This window comes from Sandaracinus amylolyticus, assembly GCF_000737325.1.
GTDB classification, from domain to species: domain Bacteria; phylum Myxococcota_A; class Polyangia; order Polyangiales; family Sandaracinaceae; genus Sandaracinus; species Sandaracinus amylolyticus.
The window spans coordinates 44032-61814 of the sequence record NZ_CP011125.1 but is presented as its reverse complement, the minus strand read 5'-3'; the positions used below and the strand labels follow the sequence as shown (position 1 = coordinate 61814).

Here is a 17783-nt window from a genome sequence, read left to right as displayed (position 1 = left end):
GTCAGTGCGCCCAGCGCTGGAACGAGACCGCGGCGGTCTCGCTCTCGGTCGCCGGGCGACACGCGCCGTAGAACGCGAGCGAGCGACGCTGCGGATCGTAGCGATAGCCGTCGACCGTGCTGCGCGGCAGGTCGGCGGCGTCGCACGCGGCGGGATCGCGCACCGCGCTGAGCGCGACGCGGAGCGACGCCGCGACGAGCGGCGCGTCGAGCGCATGACCGGTGCGCGCGATCGTGTCGCGGGTGATGGCGTCCATCGCGCGTCGAACCGCGGCGACGTCGCGGATCGAGCCGAGCACGCCACCGGTCGCGGCGACGACCGCGGCGTGCCGCTGCTGGGGCACGCCGCCGATCGGCTGGGGATTGAACTCGCGCCCCGAGTTCGCGAGATCGCAGGAGCCGGAGGTGCAGCCGCACGCGGCGCCCGACGGGCAGACGATGCCGTGCACCGGGATCGGCGCGCCGGTGGGGTTGGTGGGCAGCGTGGCGCTGCCGGCCTCGCCGAAGAAGCTCACGAAGTCGGCGACCGCCACGCACGCGGTGCCCGCCGCGTCGACGCTGCCGCCGGGGCCGCAATTCGCGCTGGTCGTCGTGTCACCGGTCGTCTGATCGTCGGCGTCGCCGACGAGGATGACGACGAGCCGTGCGCCCTGGCGGGCTCGCACCGGGGACTCGTCGTCGCCCGGCGCGGTGCCGGGCGCGATCGCGGCGATCGCGGCGCGCGCCGAGCCCAGGACCGCCTCGGTCCCCGCGCCCGTGAGCCCGATCCAGCAGCCGCCGTTCGCGCCCTGGGAGGGATCGCCCGGGCACGTCGCGGGCTCGGGCGTGATGGGGACCTGCGAGCACGTGCCCGCGACGCACGTGCTGTTCTCGGTGAGCCACCCGCGCACGAGGTTCGCGTTGCGCGAGAAGCGACGGAAGCGCAGCGCGTTCGGCGCCGCGGTCGCGATGTAGCTCGAGGTGACGAGGCCCATGCGCCAGTCGAGCTGCGCGCTCTCGAACGCGAGCGCCATCGCGTGCGCGGCTTCGGCGAGCGCGAGCTGCGACGCTTGCATCGAGCCGCTGTCGTCGACGACCAAGAGCACGTCGACCTGCGGCGTGGCGAGCGGCGTCAGCAGGCGGCACGTCGGCGCGAGCGCGTCGCCCGCGGTGCCGAGCGCCGCGCCCGCGACGAAGTCGTGCGCGACGAACGCGGTCGCGCTCTCGGCGGCCGGGCCGCTCGCGCTCGCGCGCTGCGCGACCGAGAGGAGCACGACGGCCTCGGTCGCGCTGCGGAGCACGTAGAGCGCGCGCAGCTGCATCGCGCCGGTCGGGCCGGTCGCGGCGGGCAGGCGTCCGGTGCTCTCGGGCGCGAGCGCGCCGGCGAGCGCGTTCGCGTGGTCGTCGGCGTCGAGCGTGCTCGCCTGCGTGTAGGACGCGACGACGGCAGGCGCGCCGTCCCAGGTCGTCGTGGAGATCGCCTCGCGCTCGCTCAGCGCGCCCGCGGTCGCGAGCGCGGGGCGGAGCGACTCCTCGAGACCGAGCGGTCCGACGAGTCCGTCGGCCGGCGTGACGCGCAGCGCGACGAACGCGACCGACGTCGTCACGTCGTGGCCGAGCGCGCCGATCGCCGTGCCCGCCGAGACGACCTCGACGCTCGTCGACGCGCGCGGCAGGACGAGCGCGAGGTCCGCCGGTGCGACGGTCGTGAGCGCGACCTCGGTGCGGCCCGTCGCGGTGCAGACCGCGCTGATCGGCGCGGGCGGCGAGGTTCCGTCGCCGGGATCGGTCTCGCCCTCGTCGCGCTGTCCGTCGCGGTCCTCGTCCTCCACGCCGTCCTCGATGCCGTCCGCGTCGGTGTCGGCGCGCGCCGGATCGGTGGTGGTCGTCGGGTCCTCGTCGGGCACGAAGACGTCGGCGCACGTCGCGAACGGCGTGACGACGCCGCGCTCGACTCCGTCCGAGAGCCCGTCACCGTCGGTGTCGAAGAGGTCGGGATCGGTCTCGCCCTCGTCGAGCTCGCCGTCGTCATCGAGGTCCTCGCCCAGCCAGCCCTCGCGGCTCGGACCGTCGACGAGCCCGTCGCAGTCGGAGTCGACCGGCGGGACGTACGCGTCGGATCCGCCGTCCTGGCCCGCATCGGCGGGCGGATCGCCGCCGGCATCGGCGAGGCCGGCGTCGGGCGCGGCCGCGTCGGGCGTGGCGGCATCGATCACCGGCGCGGCGTCCGGGAGAGCGTGACCTCCTGCGTCGTCGCTCGAGGTCGTCTCGCCGTCACACCCGGCGAGGAGAGCGAGGGTCACCGCGAGGAACAGTGTTGCGCGAGTCATCCGCCGCGGACGTTATCAGACCCGCGATCACGGAGGAGGCTCGTCCACGACATATTCCGTGAGCGTCATCCCATCGGTGCGACGATCACGCGGCCTCCCGCGCCGCCGTTGCTGCGCGAGCCCGGCGGCGGCGTCTGCTGCCACGGCTGAGGGGGAGGCGGAGGCTGCGGCGGAGGAGGACGACGCCACGGATCGAGCACCGGGGCCTGGGTCGGCGGAGGCGTCGCGACGCGCGGCCGCGCGCGTCGCACCTGCGGGCGCGTCGGAGGAGGCGGCGGGGTCTGCGTGCCGAAGCCGATCGTTCCGTCACCGCGACCGCCCGAGCCACCGGTGCCGGTGAGACCGAGGTCGCCGATCGACGCGCCCGACTCGACGCACGCGAGGCGCAGCGTGAACGAGCGGAACGTGCCGGTGTCGGCGCCCGCGTCGTCGTGCACCGCCATCGTCCAGCGACCGCGCGCGCTCTGTCCCGCGAGGCGCTGCAGCGCGCCGCGGCGGGCGTTCCAGTCGTAGCTCGTCACCAGGTTCGCGCGGCCCGCGCCGCCGTGGTCGTGCAGCGTGACCTCGGTGCCGCTCGGCGCGCGGAGCACGACGCGCAGATCGCCGATGAACGAGTGGCGGATGTCGACGTCCACGGTGGCGCGCGCAACCGTGCACTCCGCGCTCACGTCGACGGCCTGACGCGCGACCTGGTAGTCGCGGATCGGCTGCGCGCTCGACGCGGTCGCGACGAGCTCGTCGCCCTGCAGCGTCGCGCCGGCGGACGCGATCCCGCCGAGGCTCGCGATCTGCGGCGCGGGCCCGCCGGGCAACGTCGCGTGCATCACCACCGCGCCGCCGATCAGGCGCCCGCTGACCTCGGTGCTCGGACGACCGGGCATGTCGAGCACGAAGCGGCGCTCGCTGCCGATCTCGCTCGCGCTCACGTGGAGGACGAACATCGCGGGCGTGGTGCCGAGCACCTCGCCCTCGGTCGTGCGCACCGTCGCGCCGGGAGGATCGCTGGTGACCGTCACGCTGACCGCCTGACGCTCGCTGCCGGGCGCGGGCGGCGCGCTCGCGGGGTCGCTGCCCGCGGGCGCGATCACGAGCTCGTACTGCAGGTCTTCCGCCTGCTGCAGCGACGCGACGTGCACCGCGTAGTCCCCGGCTTGATCGACGGTGACGTGCGGCGCGTGGCCGGCGCCTCCATCGCTGTCGCAGCGCACCTCGCCGCCGCCCGAGACCGCGAGCGCGAGCGGGCCGCGGCTCGAGCGCGCGGTGATCGTGATCGCGGTCGCGTCGTCGAGGTGCACGACGTGCTCGGGCGCAGCGGGGTCGAGATAGCCGGGGCATCCGGGGCTCAGCTCGATCGCGGGCGCGACGGCGCGCGTGCTGCCCGAGAGCGTCGCGCTCGGCGCGGCGCTCGAGATCGTGACCTCGGCGAAGCGGGGCTCACCGGGCCCACCGCACGCGACGAGCAGCGCGGTGATGCAGAGAAGAATGCGCGGGCGCGTCACGCGGCCTCCTTGTCGTTCTGGCGGGGCGCGGGCGAGTCGGTCAGCGAGGGACGACCACGCGCCGGCACCGGGATGCGCGAAGGACGCTCCACCGAGAGCCCGCTCGCGAGGCGGCGATCGGGCAGGCGCAGGAGGAGCAACGAGAGCACGTAGAGCACGAGCGCGAGCGCGAGGATCGCGGTGCGCAGCGGGCGCATCACCTCCGCCTCGCCGGGCGCCTCGAGCACCGCGAGCGGCGCGTCGACGACGCGTCCTCCGCCGATCGTCGCGAGGCGATCGAGCGCGGCGCGATCGGGACCGAACGCGCGCAGCGACTCGGGGTACGGCGCTTCGTCACCGGCCGCCGCGGTGGGCTCGGGATCGATCGGAAGGCGCGCGTCGACGAGGAACTGCTCGCCGATCGCGAGCGGCACCTCGCTCTGCCACACGCCGGGACCACGCGGCGCGAGCTCGAGCGTCTGGCCCGGACCGCGCGCGCGGAACATCCGCACGATCGGCGCGGGCTCGAGCACGGGAAACGGGGACACGACGGTGACATGCCGTACGTCGGCGCGGAGCGGATCGCGCTCGACGATCACGCGCGGGGGCTCGACGGTGCGGGTGCGCAGCATGCCGCGCGCGAGCGACGACCAGAACGTGCGGAAGCCCGGCCACGCGCGGAACGAATCGGCCCAGCTGCCGCTCGTCGCGCTGGTGAACGTCGCGACCTGGCCGAGCCCGCGGTGCCAGTGCGCGAGCAGCGGCATGCCCTCGGTCGCGGTGAGCGCGACGGTCGCGCCGGTCTTCGGCGCGGAGAGCGCGTGGCCGTTCAGCGCGGGCGCGCTCTCGAACGAGACGCCGTCGAGCATCGCGAGGTGCGTCTGCTCGCGCGCCCGGAACGAGCTCTGCCGGTGCGCGGGCGGCTGGCGGTACATCGCCTCGCTCACGACGAGCGAGGTGAGGCCCGCGGCGCTCGTCGTGTGGTAGCGGCCGCGCCCGATGCGCGCGATCTCCGCGAGCAGCTGCGAGTAGGGCCCGATGGTGATCGTCGAGATCGACACGCCGCGCCCTGCGAGCGCGATCGCGGCGGCGATCGCCGACTGCGGCTCGCTCTCGCCGTCGCTGACGAGGATCACGTGATGGATGTACCGCGGATCGTTCGACATGATCCGGTTCGCGGCCTGGACCGCGGCGGCGATGTTGGTACCGCCCTCGGCGTTCAGGCCCTGGATGAAGCCGACCACGGTGTCGGCCTGCGACATCGGGACGGGCGCCTGCACACGATCGGCGGCACCCGAGAACGCGACCGCGCCGACCATCGCGTCGGCGCGCAGGGCGCGCACCGCGGCGACGCCGGCGCGGCGCGCCGACTCCATCGCGTGACCGCTCATGCTCGAGCTGCGATCGATCACGATCACGAGCTCGAGCGGGCGCGGCTCGGGGAGCGCGGGCGGCGGCTCGATGGGCTCGATCTCGCGGAGCACGCGCGGCGTGCGGCGCACCGCGTTCGCGCCGGTGACGGTGATGAGCCCACCGCCCTGCTCTTCCACCCAGCGACGCAGCGTGCGCTGTTGTTCCTCGGAGAAGTCGCCGAGCTCCATCTCGTCGGCGATCACTAGCGAATAGCGGTCGTAGTCGGACAGACGCGTGAACGCGGCCTGCGGGCCGACGACGTCGACGTCCATGCCCGACTCGCGCAGCACGCGCGCGAGGGCGGGCTCGGGGCGATCGACGTCGTGATGGATGCGAACGCGCGGCTTGGGCAGCACCTCGACGAGCGAGCGCCAGCGATCGTTCAGCGCAATGCCGTCGCCGGCATGAAGCACGAGCTCGAGCTCGTGCATGCCCGGCTGATCGGGGAACTCGACGGCGATGCGGCGCTCCGAGGTGCCCTCGGGCACGTCGAGCTCGGTCGTCGCGACGCTGCGTCCGTCGACGAGCGCCTCGAAGCGAACGTGGCGCGACATCGACGCGACGATCGTCGCGCCCACGTCGAGGGTCTCGGCGGCGCGCACCAAGCGCGGGGTCTCGACGGACGCGATCGCGACTCCGTCGATCGGCGGCGAGACGCCCATCGGGAGCACGGACACCTCGACGCCGGCCCGACGCGCGGCGTCGATCGCGGCAGGGAGATCGCCCGCGGGATCACGTCCATCGGTCGCGAGTAGCACGCGTCGAACACGATCGCGCGGCATCGTCGCGACCGCGGCGGAGAGCCGCGTCGCGACGTCCTCGCGCGCGCCTCGTTGCCGGTTGGGCGACGGCTGCGATGCGCCGACGATGCGCGCGCTCACCTCGGGATGCGCGGCGTGCATGCGGCCGAGCTCGCTCTCGAGCGCGGCGCGCTCTTCGGGCGCGATCGCGGGCGAACCGTCGATCACGGTCGCGAGCGCGAGGTCCTCGGTGGGCCACGCGATGCGCACGTCGGCGACCGAGAGCACGACGAGCGCGACCACCAGCGCGCGCAGGATCGCCGCGGTCCAGCGACGCCCTCGCGAGAGCGCGAACTTGCTGCGCAGCGTGAGCACGAGCAGCAGCGGGACCGCGACGAGGCCCCACAGCGCGATCGGCCAGCCGACGGTGATGCTCACTCGAGCCTCCCGCGATGCAAGAGCGCCCACTCGAGCAGCAAGAGCGCGACGAGCGCGCCCGCGATCATGAGCGCGAGCGGAGGCCAGGTGCTGCGCGCCGCGAAGCGCCCGCCCGTCGCGCCCGCGCCGAGCGACGACGCGTGATCGACCGACGAGAACGCGACCGCGCGATCGCCGACGTGCCAGATCCCGGCGCGCGCGACCTCGGGCACCACACCGCTGGTGATCGTCTCGCCTTCGGGATCACGCACCGCGTGCCCGCTGTCCGCGACGAGCGGGCCGCCGACCCGACGCGCGAGCGGCGTGGCCTCGGCGCGATCGGCGACCCAGCGCAGCGACGAGTGCACGAGCAGCGGGAACGCCTCGTCGCGCACGAGATCGGTGTCCGCGGTGCCGAAGCCGAACACGACGACGCGACCGCGCGGCAGCTGTCGCGCGATCCCGAGCGCGTGACCGCCGCTGCGCACCAGCACTTGATCGCTGGGCTCGGCGACGAGCGCGGTCGCGCGGGTCACGCGCGTGGCGTCGAGGCGGAGCCCGTCGAGCGCGGCGTGGGTCGCGAGCGTCGCGGTGATGCGCGGACGCGAGAGCGTGTCGCCCACGGCGATGGCGCCGCGCGCGGGCGGGGCGAAGATCAGCTGCGCGCCGTGCGCGACGCCCGACGGGAGCGTCGCTCCGTCGAGCACCAGCGCGTGGTAGCGCGCGAGATCGGCGGTGCTCGTGCCCGCGATCGCGGCGGGCGCCATCACGTCGACGTCGAGCCCGGGGTGCGCGGCGAGCGCGGCTTCGAGGTAACGATCGCCGTCGCTCACGAGCAGCACGCGCGTCGCCTCGAGCGCATCGACGACCGCATACGCGCGATCGTCGCCTTCGAAGCCGTCTTCGCCGCTCGCGAGCTCGATGTCGGTGAGCTCCGCGACGAGCTCGGCGCGCGCGCTCGAGAACCCGCCCGCCTCGAGCACCTCGGAGGTGTGCGGCGCGATCTCGACGCGCTCGTCGAGGATCGTCACGTCGCCGTCGCGGATCACGACGCGCGCTCGCGCGCGGCCTGCGGTGAACGCGCTCATCTCGCAGCGCACCGCGTACTCGCCGACCGCCTCGGGCACTCGACGCGCCGAGAACGACGTGATCGCGACGGTGTGCGCCGCGGTGCCGACCGGCAGCACGACCGTCGGCGCGCGCGTCGCGACCTCGACCGCTTCGTCAGCGACCACGAGGATCTGCCCGACGCCCGCCTCGAGCGCGCCGTGCTCGGCGAGGATCGTGTCGGCGAGCGCGATCGCGGCGGGGAGATCACTCGGTCCATCGTCGAGCGCGAGACCGGTGAGCGCGCGCTGAAGGTCGGCGGCGTCGTCGGTGATCGGCAGGAGCACGCTGGGGCGCATGCCGGCGCGCACGACCGCGACCTCACCGGTGATCGTCGTGCGCTCGACCCAGCGGCGCAGCTCGAGCAGCGCGCGATCGAGGCGTCGCTCTCCGTCGACGCCGACCGCGTCCATCGTGCGCCCCGCGTCGAGCACCACCACCGTCGTGCCGCGCACCCCCGAGCCGAAGCGCGGATCGCCGATCAGCGCGACCATCGCGAGCGCGGCGAGCAGCGAGATCAACATCGCGATCAGCGGGATGCGCCAGCTCGCGAGGAGCTTCGGCTTCGCGCTCTGCATCGCGCGCATCCAGAACTCGACGTTCGAGACGACCTGCGGGCGCGGCGTGCGGCGCAGCAGGTACACCGCGACGATCGCGACCGCGGCCGCGCCGGCCATCGCGAGCACCGCCCAGAGCGGGAACGCCGCGAAGCTCAACGCTTGCCTCCCGCACCGCCAGCGACCTTCGCGTCGCCGCCCGCGAACGCGCGGCGCAGCGCCGTCTCGAGCGGCATCTCGATCGGCACGTCGACGAAGCGCCCGCCCGCGCGGCGCGCCGAGTCGCGACACGACGTGACGTGCTTCTCGATCTCCTTGCGATACGCGTCGAGCAGATCGCGCGAGACGCGCAGCCGCACCGTGCGCTGATCTTCGACGTCGAAGAGCTCGAGCTCGCCCTGGAAGTCCGGCGCGAGATCTTCGGGGCAGCGCACGTGCACGACGCGCAGCTCGTGGCCGAGCGCACCGATGGTGCGGAACCCCGCGTCCCATCCCTCCGGCTTCATCAGGTCGGTGATCACGACGACGAGCCCGCGCTGCGGGAAGCGCTCGGCGAGCGAGCGCACCGCCTGCGCGAACGACGTGGGCCCGCCCGCGCCGCACTCGGTGAGGAACCGATCGACCTCGGGCAGATCGGCGGCGGTGCGCAGCGGGCGCGTCTCGCGCTCGAGGTCGTCGCCGAACGGCATGACCAGCGCGCGATCGAACTGCCTCATCCCGACGTACGCGAACGACGCGGCGAGGCGCTTGGCCATGTCGAGCTTCGCGACCGGCGCGCCGCGCGACATCGAGCCCGAGAGATCGAGCATCACGTAGACGCGTGCGTCGCGCTCTTCCTCGAACTGGCGGATCGTGAGCTGCCCGTGGCGCGCGAACGCCTTCCAGTCGATGTGCCGCACGTCGTCGCCCGGCACGTACTGGCGGTGATCGGCGAACTCCACGCCGCTCGCGAGCACGGGCGACTTGTGCCCGCCCTGCCGCGTCGCGGTGGATCCCGGACGCACCGCGAGCTGGAGGCGATCGAGCAGTCGTCGCGCCGCGTGATCGAGGAGCTTCAATTCACTTCTTCTTCGCGGGCGCCTTCGCCGCGCCGCCGTCGTCCTTCGTGCGATCGAGCTCGATCAGCGTCTGGTGGATGAGCGAGTCCGTCGTCGCCTCGTCCGCGATCGCGTCGAAGTTGAGGAGGATGCGGTGGCGCAGGCACGGGTACGCGGCGCGCTTCACGTCGTCGATCGCGACGTTGAGGCGCCCGTCGAGCAGCGCGAAGAACTTCGCGACCGCAAGCACGCTCTGCGCGGCGCGCGGCGACGCGCCCGCCTTCACGTAGCGCCGGTTGCACGCGGGCGCGCTCTTGTGGTCGGGGTGCGTCGCGAACACGAGGCGCACCGCGTAGCGCGCGACGTGATCGGCGACCGGCATCGTGCGGATCGTCTTGCCGGCGGCGAGGATCGTCTCGGCGTCGGCGACGCGCTGCACCGCGGCTTCGGCGCCGCCCGCGGTGCGCGCGACGATGTTCATGACCTCGTCCTCGGTGGGGAAGCGGACCATCACCTTCATCAGGAAGCGGTCGAGCTGCGCCTCGGGGAGCGGGTACGTGCCCTCGTTGTCGATCGGGTTCTGCGTCGCGACGACGAAGAACGGCGAGGGCAGCGCGTGCGTGCTCGAGCCGAGCGAGACCTGGCGCTCCTGCATCGCCTCGAGGAGCGCGCTCTGCGTCTTCGGCGACGCGCGGTTGATCTCGTCGGCGAGCACGATGTTCGAGAAGAGCGGGCCCGGCTGGAGCGCCATGACGGGGCGACCATCGGGGCCGGTCTGCACCATGTACGTGCCGAGCACGTCGGCGGGCATCAGGTCCGGCGTGAACTGCACGCGGTGGAACTTGAGGTGCACGACGTCGGCGAGCGTGCGCGCGAGGAGCGTCTTCCCGACGCCGGGCACGCCCTCCATCAGCACGTGCCCGCCGAGCAGGAGGCCCGCGGTGACGCACTCGACCGCCTCTTCCTGTCCGACCACGCGCTCCGCGACCTGTCGCGTGATGCGCTGACAGAGCGCGCGCACGTGCTCGAACGGGTTGAGGACGTGGATCTGCTTGGTCGCCTCGGACATCGATCTCCTCCGCAGGTCGCGCGCGCTCAGCGCGGACCGCTCTCCTGCTCGCCGCCGCCCTCTTGGAGCGCGCGGAGATACCGTTGGACGTACGCGCGCAGCGAGCCGGGCACGCGCGTGCCGCCGCCGACGCGCGGCGCGTCGCCGCTCGAGCCACCGACGACGCCCGAGCCCTCGCCCGCGGCGCCGCCGGTCACCGCGTCCATGCGCATGCCGCCGCGTCCCGGGAGGCGCGACGCGCCGGGGAGCAGGCCCATCGGATCGGGCTGCGCGCCGAGCTCGGCGGACTGCGCGGGGTCGGTGCCGGGATCGACCTGGACGCCCTCGGACGAAGCGCCTGCAGCCTGCGCCGCGGCGAGACCGGGATCACCCGCAGCGCCGCTGCCCCAGCCGTGCGTGGGCTGACTCGCACCGCCCTGGCCGTCGCCGCCTTGGCCCTGACCTTGGCCCTCGCCCTGACCTTGGCCCTCGCCCTGACCTTGGCCTTGCCCCTGACCCTCGCCCTGACCCTGGCCTTGCCCCTGACCCTCGCCCTGACCCTGGCCTTGCCCCTGACCCTGCCCTTGCCCCTGACCCTCGCCCTGACCTTGGCCTTGTCCCTGACCCTCGCCCTGACCTTGGCCTTGTCCCTGACCCTCGCCCTGACCTTGGCCTTGTCCCTGACCCTCGCCCTGACCTTGGCCTTGTCCCTGACCCTCGCCCTGACCTTGGCCTTGTTGACCGGATTGCCCAGCTTGGCCCGACTGACCCGCTTGGCCCGACTGACCCGATTGGCCCTGGCCCGATTGGCCCGACTGACCCGATTGGCCCGACTGACCCGATTGGCCCGACTGACCCGATTGGCCCGACTGACCCGATCGGCCCGCCTGGCCCGATTGCCCGGATTCCCCGGACTGCCCCGCTTCCCCGGACTGCCCGGATTCCCCAGACTGCCCCGCTTCCCCCGACTGCCCCGCTTCCCCGGACTGCCCGGATTCCCCAGACTGCCCCGCTTCCCCCGACTGCCCCGTTTCCCCGGATTGCCCGGATTCCCCGGACTGCCCCGCTTCGCCCGATTGTCCGGATTCCCCAGACTGCCCCGCTTCGCCGGATTCGCCGGACTGACCCTCCGAGCCAGACTGGCCCTCTTGCCCCGATTGACCCTCTTGGCCCGCTTGCGCCAGTTGCTCGCGCGCGCTCTCGCCCGCTCGCTCCGCCATCTGGTCGTGCAACCGCGACAGCCGCTCGCGCGCTTCCGCGAGCTCGCGCGTCTCACGGCCCGCTTCGCGACGTAGCGACTCTCGCGCACGCTCGAGCGCGCGATCCATCGCCTGCGCGTCGCCACGCTCGCGCGCCGCGGCGGCATCCGCGAGCGCCTGCGCGGTCTCGGGCGTGTGCTCGCCGATCTCGCCCGATGCGCGCTCGAGCCCCTGACCGACCTCGGGCCCCGGCACGCCGCTGTCCTGGTCGGTGCGATCCATGGACCCGATCGCGCGGTCGAGCCGATCGATCGCGCGCGCGAGCTGCTCCCCCTCGTCGCCCGGCCTCGCGCTCTCGCTCTCGTCCGGCGAACCGTCGCCCTCGTCCGGCGCGCCGCCCTCTTGCTGCGCCTGCGCCTCGCGCCAGCCGCGCTCCTGCTCGGCCATGCGGAGCGCCTCCATCTGCGCGCGCTGCGCTTCGGTCTGCAGCCGCGCGACCTCTTCGGGCGGAGTGCCCGGGCGCATCGCCGCCTCGCGCCACGCGTCGCGCGCGCGCTGCGCTTCTTCCCACGCCTCGCGCAGTCGCTCCGACGCGAGCTCCGGCGGCGCGCCCTCGACCGACTCCACCGTCGGCGCGCTCTCGCTCTCGCCCGCTTCGCCCGCGCCCTCGGTGCTCTGCGGGTCGGCCTGCGGCGCGATGCCCATCGCGCGCTCGATCGCCTCGGCCGCGCGCTCCAGCGCCTCCGCGCGGCTCCGCTGCACCCGCTCGCGCTCGCGCTCGAGCGCGTGCTCGAGCTCGTTGATCTCCTGATCGACGCGGCGCGCCGGATCGCGCTCCAGCTCGCGACGCAGCGCCTCGGCGGCGTCCGCGATCTCCTCCGCGCTGCGCGGCGTCTCGTCCTCGCCGATCGCCTCGCGCGCCCACGCGACGAACGACGGCCACGCCACGCGCAGCGGAACCGCGATCGCGACTGCCGTCACGGCCGCGACCATCCAGCGCGCCGAACGGAGCCGCGGCCGCGGCGCATCGGGCACCGGGCCGCGCTCGGCGAGGAACTCCGCCGCCTCGCGGATCTGCAGCCGATGCAGCGCGGGCAGCTCACCGGCGCTCGCGAACGACACCGCGCTGGCGAACCGATCCTTCGCGTCGAGCAGCCGGTCGAGCACCATCGCGGCGCGCACCCGGTCGAGCAGGCGCCGCCGGACCTCGACCACGCTCACGGTCAGCGCCGCGATGCCCGCGACGCCGAGCGCCGGCGCGACCGGCCAGCCCGCGACGTCGAGCACCAGCGCCGCCGGGGCCCCGATCGCGACTCCCGCCGCCACGCCCGAGAGCGCACCGTCGAGCACCAGAAAGCGCAGCACGCGCGCGCGGATGCGCTGCACCTCGCGCTCGATCGCGACGGGAAGCGCCGGACCGTCGACCCCGTCCGGCGCGGAGACGGTGTCTTCGGCGAGGCGCGCGGGCGTCGTGTCCCGCTCGCCCGACGCCTCTTCTCCTTCTCGCCGCTCGTCGCCCACCGCGCCTCCGTCCGGCTCAGACGATCGATCCATCCGATCGTTCCCGGCCCATCGCCCCTTGGATCGATCGAGCCCGCGTCCGACGAGACGGCCGGGGATCGATTTCACTTCCGGAGCGAGAGCCCCCCGCGTCCACGTGGCGACGAGAGCGGGTTCCGTGACGGCGCGACGGCGGCACCACGAGGAGCTTACGCCCCCGCGCGGCCCGCCGCCCCTCATCCCCCCCGAACGCGGAGGCCCCCGCCGCTCACGCGACGGGGGCCTCACATCGGATCATCGGCGCGCGCGGAGCGCGCCTCGCGTCGTGCTCAGGGGAGCGGCGTGAACCGGAACCCGTTGCCCGGCGTCGCCGCCCCCGCCGTGTCGAACGAGAGCAGCACGCCGTCGGTCCCGGTCGAGTTCTCGATGCCGATCGTCGCGCTGTTGCCGAGGAAGCGCCCGCTGGTGCTGGTGCTCGAGCAGTAGTGGAGCTCGATCGCGTTCGAGCCCTCGAGGAGGTGCGCCTGGAACGTGAGGCGGCCGGTCTGGTTCCAGATCTCCACCTGGTTCCACTCGACCACGAAGCGCCGCGACCCATCGGCGCCGGTCACGAGCCAGCGCACCGAGCCGGGCGCGCTGACCACGAGGTCGTCCCAGAAGGGCGAGATGTAACCATTCGGCGCGTCAGTGTCGGGGATCGTGTCGCTCCCGCTGAACTCGTACCCGCTGAACGTGCTCGACGCGATCTGGAGCAAGCCGTTGCTGCTCGCCGCCCAGTGCGTCATCGCGGTGCCGAAGAACGTGAACGGGATCGGCAGCGTCGCGGTCGGCGACGCGTCCGAGTCGCCCGACACCGCGAGCACCGTCCCTGCGCTGGCGTCGACGCACGCACCCGGGATCGCGACGAACGACGGGGTGAACGTGAACGTCAGGTTGTACGTCGCGGCGGTCGTGCTCGAGCTACGCACGCCGATGATCCGCGTGAGCGACGCGCCCGTCGCGTTGACGACGTTGATTCGATCCGGCGTGTCGCTCGAACCGAGGCATGACGTCTCCGCGCAGTCGGTCTGCGAGAACAGCACCACGTTGCCGGTCACGCTCGACGCCGTCGCAGTCACCTGCTGCGCCGCCGGGATCGTGACCGCGTAGTACAGCGTGCGGGCAACGTCGCTCCCGCTGCCGCAGTTCGCGCCGGTCGGGCGGGGGCCACCCGCCGCCGTGCTCTCACCGGTCAGCGTGACCGGGCCCGGTCCGGCGATCGGCTCGGCGGCCGCGCAGTACGCGTTCGCCGGCGCCCCGCTGATGCACGTCGAAGGACTGCCGACACATGCGTAGCCGGCCTCGGCGGCGCACGCAGCGCAGCCGTCGCCGGCCGTCGTGTTGCCGTCGTCGCACGTCTCCGCGCCCTCGGTGCGCCCGTCGCCGCACGCGTACGGGTGGTACGCGAACGCCACACCCCACGCGCTCGTGGCGCTGCTGTAGGGGTGGATCACGACGATGCGCGTGATCGGCGCGCTCGTGTTGTTGCGCAGCGTCGCGCGCTCGGGGCTCGAGTCCGTGGTCGACGTACAGGCCACGTTGCACGCGTCCTGCGTGATGAGCACGCGATCGAGCGTGCCCGTGGTCGTCACCTCGACGCGCGTCTGCGGCGGGATGGTGACGGCGTAGTAGAGCGCACGGCCCGTGCCGGGCGTGGTCCCGATCGAGCAGCCCGCGCCCGTCGGCGCCGGTCCGCCCATCAGCGGGTTCTCACCACTGAGCGAGATGTCCGCCGTGACCGCCGTCGCACCTGCGCAGAACGCGTTCGGCGCCACCGCGCGACACGTCGACGGCGTACCCGTGCAGATGAAGTTCGGCTCCACCTCGCAGGTCGACGAGCAGCCGTCGGTGCTCCCGGTGTTGTTGTCGTCACACGCCTCGGGGCCCTCGATGCGTCCGTCGCCGCAGGCGATGGGGCGCTCGTCGAACTGGATCGAGAACGTGCCGGTGCTCGACGCAGTCGAGCCGAACACCGCGATGCTGCGGGTGATCGCGGCGCCCGTCGCGTTCAGGAGCGTCGTGCGCTCGGGGTTCCCCGCGCTGGCCGCATCGATTGCCGAAGCGCACGAGGTCGCGGTGCAGGACTCCTGCGCCGTGAGCGCGATGTTGAGGCTCGCCGCGGGCGTGGCGGTGACGTCGACCGCGCTGTTCGCCGGCACGGTCACGGTGTAGTAGAGCGCGCTGTTGCCGGTCGCCGAGCCGCAGCTCGTGCCGGTCGGGCGCGGGCCACCGAGAGCGAGGTCGCCGGCGATCACGCGATCACCCGACACCACCTCAGCGCCGCTGCAGATCGAGTTGGGTGCGATCGTCGCGTAGTTGAACGCGATGTTGAACACCGGCGCAGCCGCGCTCGCCGACGTGCCGTGCACCGAGACGAGCCGCGTCACTGCGCTCGCGCTCGTGTTGACCAGTCGCGCGCGCTCGGGCGAGCCCGAGTCACTGCGCGACGAGCAGGCCGCCGCGCCGCAGCTGTCCTGCGTGAGCAGCACGATGTCACCGCTGGTCGGCGTCGCGACCACGTCGACCGCGCGCATCGAGGGGATGGTCACGGTGTAGTAGAGCGTTCGGCTGTCGCCGCTCGTGCTGCAGCCCGTGCCCACCGGGCGCGGTCCACCGCCGGCCAGGCTCTGACCCGTCAGCGCAGGGCTTCCCTCGGTGATCGGCGTGGCCGCCGCGCACGCAGCGTTGTCGGCGAGATCGGTGTAGTTGAACGCGATGTCGTACGTGCCGCTCGCGGTCGAGTACGGATGCACCGCGACGATGCGCGTGATCGGCGCCGACGTCGTGTTCACGATGCGACCCGCCTCGGGATCCGCGTCCGTGTGGTAGGTGCACGCAGTCGCGTCGCACGCGTCCTTGATGACCATCACGCGATCGAAGCTCGCGCCCGTCGAGGTGACGACATCGACCGCGGAGCCCGGGTCGACCGTGACGGAGTAGTAGAGCGTGCCGCTGCCGCCGGTGTTCGTCGCGCAGCCCTCGCCCGCGGGGCGCGGGCCGCCGAGCGTCGTCGACTCACCACGGAGCGTGCCCGTCGTGGAGTCGACCGGCTCGGCCGAGGCGCACGAGGCGTTCGGCGCGAGCGGCTGGAAGGTCGCCGCGAGCGAGAACGTGCCGGTCAGCGTCGACGTGGTCGACCCGTGGACCGCCACGTAGCGCGTGACCATCGCGGCCGTCGCGTTCGCGAGGCGGAGCGTCTCCGGCGCGCTGTCAGTCGCCGAGACGCATGCCGAGGTGCCGCCGCACGTGTCCTGCTGGACCATCGCGATGTCGGTGCCCGAGGCGGGCGTCGCGACGAGCTGCGCGACCGTCATCGGCGGGATCTGCACCGCGTAGTACAGCGCGGAGTCGCTGCCCGCTTCGCACCCCGTTCCGGTCGGGCGCGGCCCACCGGTGGCGAGGTCCTGGCCGGCGAGCATCGTGTCGCCGGTGATCGCCTGCGGCATCGCGCAGCTGGAGTTGGGCGCGAGCGACGGGTAGTTGAACGCGAGGTCCAGCATCCCGTTCTCGTCGTCGTAGTACGGGTGGACCGTCACGATCTGCGTCATCGCCTCGGTGCCGCGGTTGACCAGGCGCGTGCGCTCGGGGGCCGAGTCGGTCGAGAACGAGCAGTTCGTCGCAGCGCAGGAGTCGAGGACGGACAGCACGCGATCGAGCGACGAGTTCGACGTCACGACGTCGACGATGCCCCCCGGCGGGACCGTGACGGCGTAGTACATCGCGCCCAAGCCGTCCTGGCCGCTGCAGCTCGAGCCGGGCGGGCGCAGCCCGCCGAGCGTCGTGTCGATCGAGAACGACGCGGTGCCGGTGACCGGCGTCGCGGCCGGGCACGCGCCGTTCGGTGCGAGCGCGGCGTAGGTGAACGAGATGTCGTACGTGCCGGTCTCGTCCGCCGCGTAGCCGTGCACCGCGACGATGCGCGTGACCGCAGTCGTCTCGCCGTTGACGAGCGTCGCGACCTCGGGGTCGTCATCGTTGCGCAGGCTGCAGTCGGCCGCGCTGCACGAGTCGAGCACGAGGAGCACGAGATCGGTCTCTTCCGCGTCCGGCGAGACCGCGACGTCGACCTTCGTGAGCGCCGGGATCGTCAGCTCGTAGTAGAGCGTGTGCTCGTCGCCGTCTGCGTCGCAGGTGTCGCCGCTCGGCGGCGGCGTGCCGCCGAGCACGATGTCCTCGTCCTGGATCGTGCGGGTCGCGCTGATCGACTCCGCCGTCGCGCAGGTGTTGTTCGCACCGCGCGGCGTGACGCACGCGACCATCGTGGGGTCGGTCGCGTCGCACACGTCGGGCGCTCCGCACGGCGTCGTCGTCTCGACGAGGCAGCCCATCTCGTTCGCCGCGCAGACGACCAGCGACGTGTTGTCGGTGCTGCACGCGCGCGAAGGCGCGGCGCACTGCGTGACGCCCTCACAAGGATCGCCGGGGACGTCGCACGCAGCCATGTCGCCGCTCGGACCGCCTGCCTCGTTGCAGAAGCCGTCGGTCGCGACCTCGTCGCACTGCGTCGTCGTGAGCACGAGACAGCCGTTCGCGTCGGCGCCGCAGACCTCGAGGCGCTCACCGTCGCACGCACGCGCGCCGTCGGTCTCGCAGCGCACCTCTTCCGGAAGGAGCGAGCACGGATCGACGCACGTCGCGCTACCGCCGGTCGCGTCGCAGATCTGGCCCTCGATCGGGCACGAGTTGCGCGACTCGACCAAGCAGCCGTCCACGTCCGCCGCGCACGTCACGAGCGTCTCGCCGTCGCAGCTCGTGCCCGCGGTGTCGCAGAGATCGCGTCCGACGCACGGATCGACCCCGCCGCCGTCGTCTCTCTGGCCGCCGCCGTCGCGGCCGCCGTCCGTCGTGCCCCCATCCGTGCCGCCCCCGTCGTCGTCACCGCACGCGCTCAGCGCTGCGGTGCACGCGAGCAGACAGCCGATTGCGAGCCATCGTCGCAT

The 17783-nt window shown here is 73.4% G+C and carries 8 protein-coding genes; all 8 read right to left on the bottom strand.

What is annotated here, in order from left to right:
* Position 1: 1 nt before the first annotated feature.
* Positions 2 to 2308, bottom strand: coding sequence for an adventurous gliding motility lipoprotein CglD (cglD, locus tag DB32_RS00230; RefSeq protein WP_157068540.1), 2307 nt, complete (start codon positions 2306 to 2308; stop codon positions 2 to 4).
* Between the two features lie 65 nt (positions 2309 to 2373).
* Positions 2374 to 3807: a proprotein convertase P-domain-containing protein gene (locus DB32_RS00225; RefSeq protein WP_053230390.1), complete on the bottom strand. Its 1434-nt coding sequence runs from the start codon at positions 3805 to 3807 to the stop codon at positions 2374 to 2376.
* On the bottom strand, positions 3804 to 6377 hold the full coding sequence (locus DB32_RS00220; RefSeq protein WP_053230389.1) for a VWA domain-containing protein: 2574 nt from the start codon (positions 6375 to 6377) through the stop codon (positions 3804 to 3806). Before DB32_RS00220 ends, DB32_RS00225 begins: the two co-directional genes overlap by 4 nt.
* Complete coding sequence (locus DB32_RS00215) at positions 6374 to 8179, bottom strand: vWA domain-containing protein (RefSeq protein ID WP_053230388.1); 1806 nt, start codon at positions 8177 to 8179, stop codon at positions 6374 to 6376. The genes DB32_RS00220 and DB32_RS00215 overlap by 4 nt, the downstream gene beginning before the upstream one ends.
* Positions 8176 to 9078 carry a DUF58 domain-containing protein gene (locus DB32_RS00210; protein WP_053230387.1) on the bottom strand — a complete coding sequence of 301 codons (903 nt, stop codon included), beginning with the start codon at positions 9076 to 9078 and terminating at the stop codon, positions 8176 to 8178. Before DB32_RS00210 ends, DB32_RS00215 begins: the two co-directional genes overlap by 4 nt.
* A 1-nt stretch (position 9079) precedes the next feature.
* A complete protein-coding gene (locus tag DB32_RS00205) occupies positions 9080 to 10126 on the bottom strand; it encodes an AAA family ATPase (RefSeq protein WP_053230386.1) in 1047 nt (348 codons plus the stop codon).
* Positions 10127 to 10152: 26 nt separating this feature from the next.
* Complete coding sequence (locus DB32_RS49335; protein ID WP_053230385.1) at positions 10153 to 12858, bottom strand: collagen-like protein; 2706 nt, start codon at positions 12856 to 12858, stop codon at positions 10153 to 10155.
* A gap of 275 nt (positions 12859 to 13133) precedes the next feature.
* The gene (locus DB32_RS00195; protein ID WP_169791275.1) at positions 13134 to 17783 is read right to left on the bottom strand and encodes a myxococcus cysteine-rich repeat containing protein; all 4650 of its coding nucleotides are present in this window, start codon (positions 17781 to 17783) and stop codon (positions 13134 to 13136) included.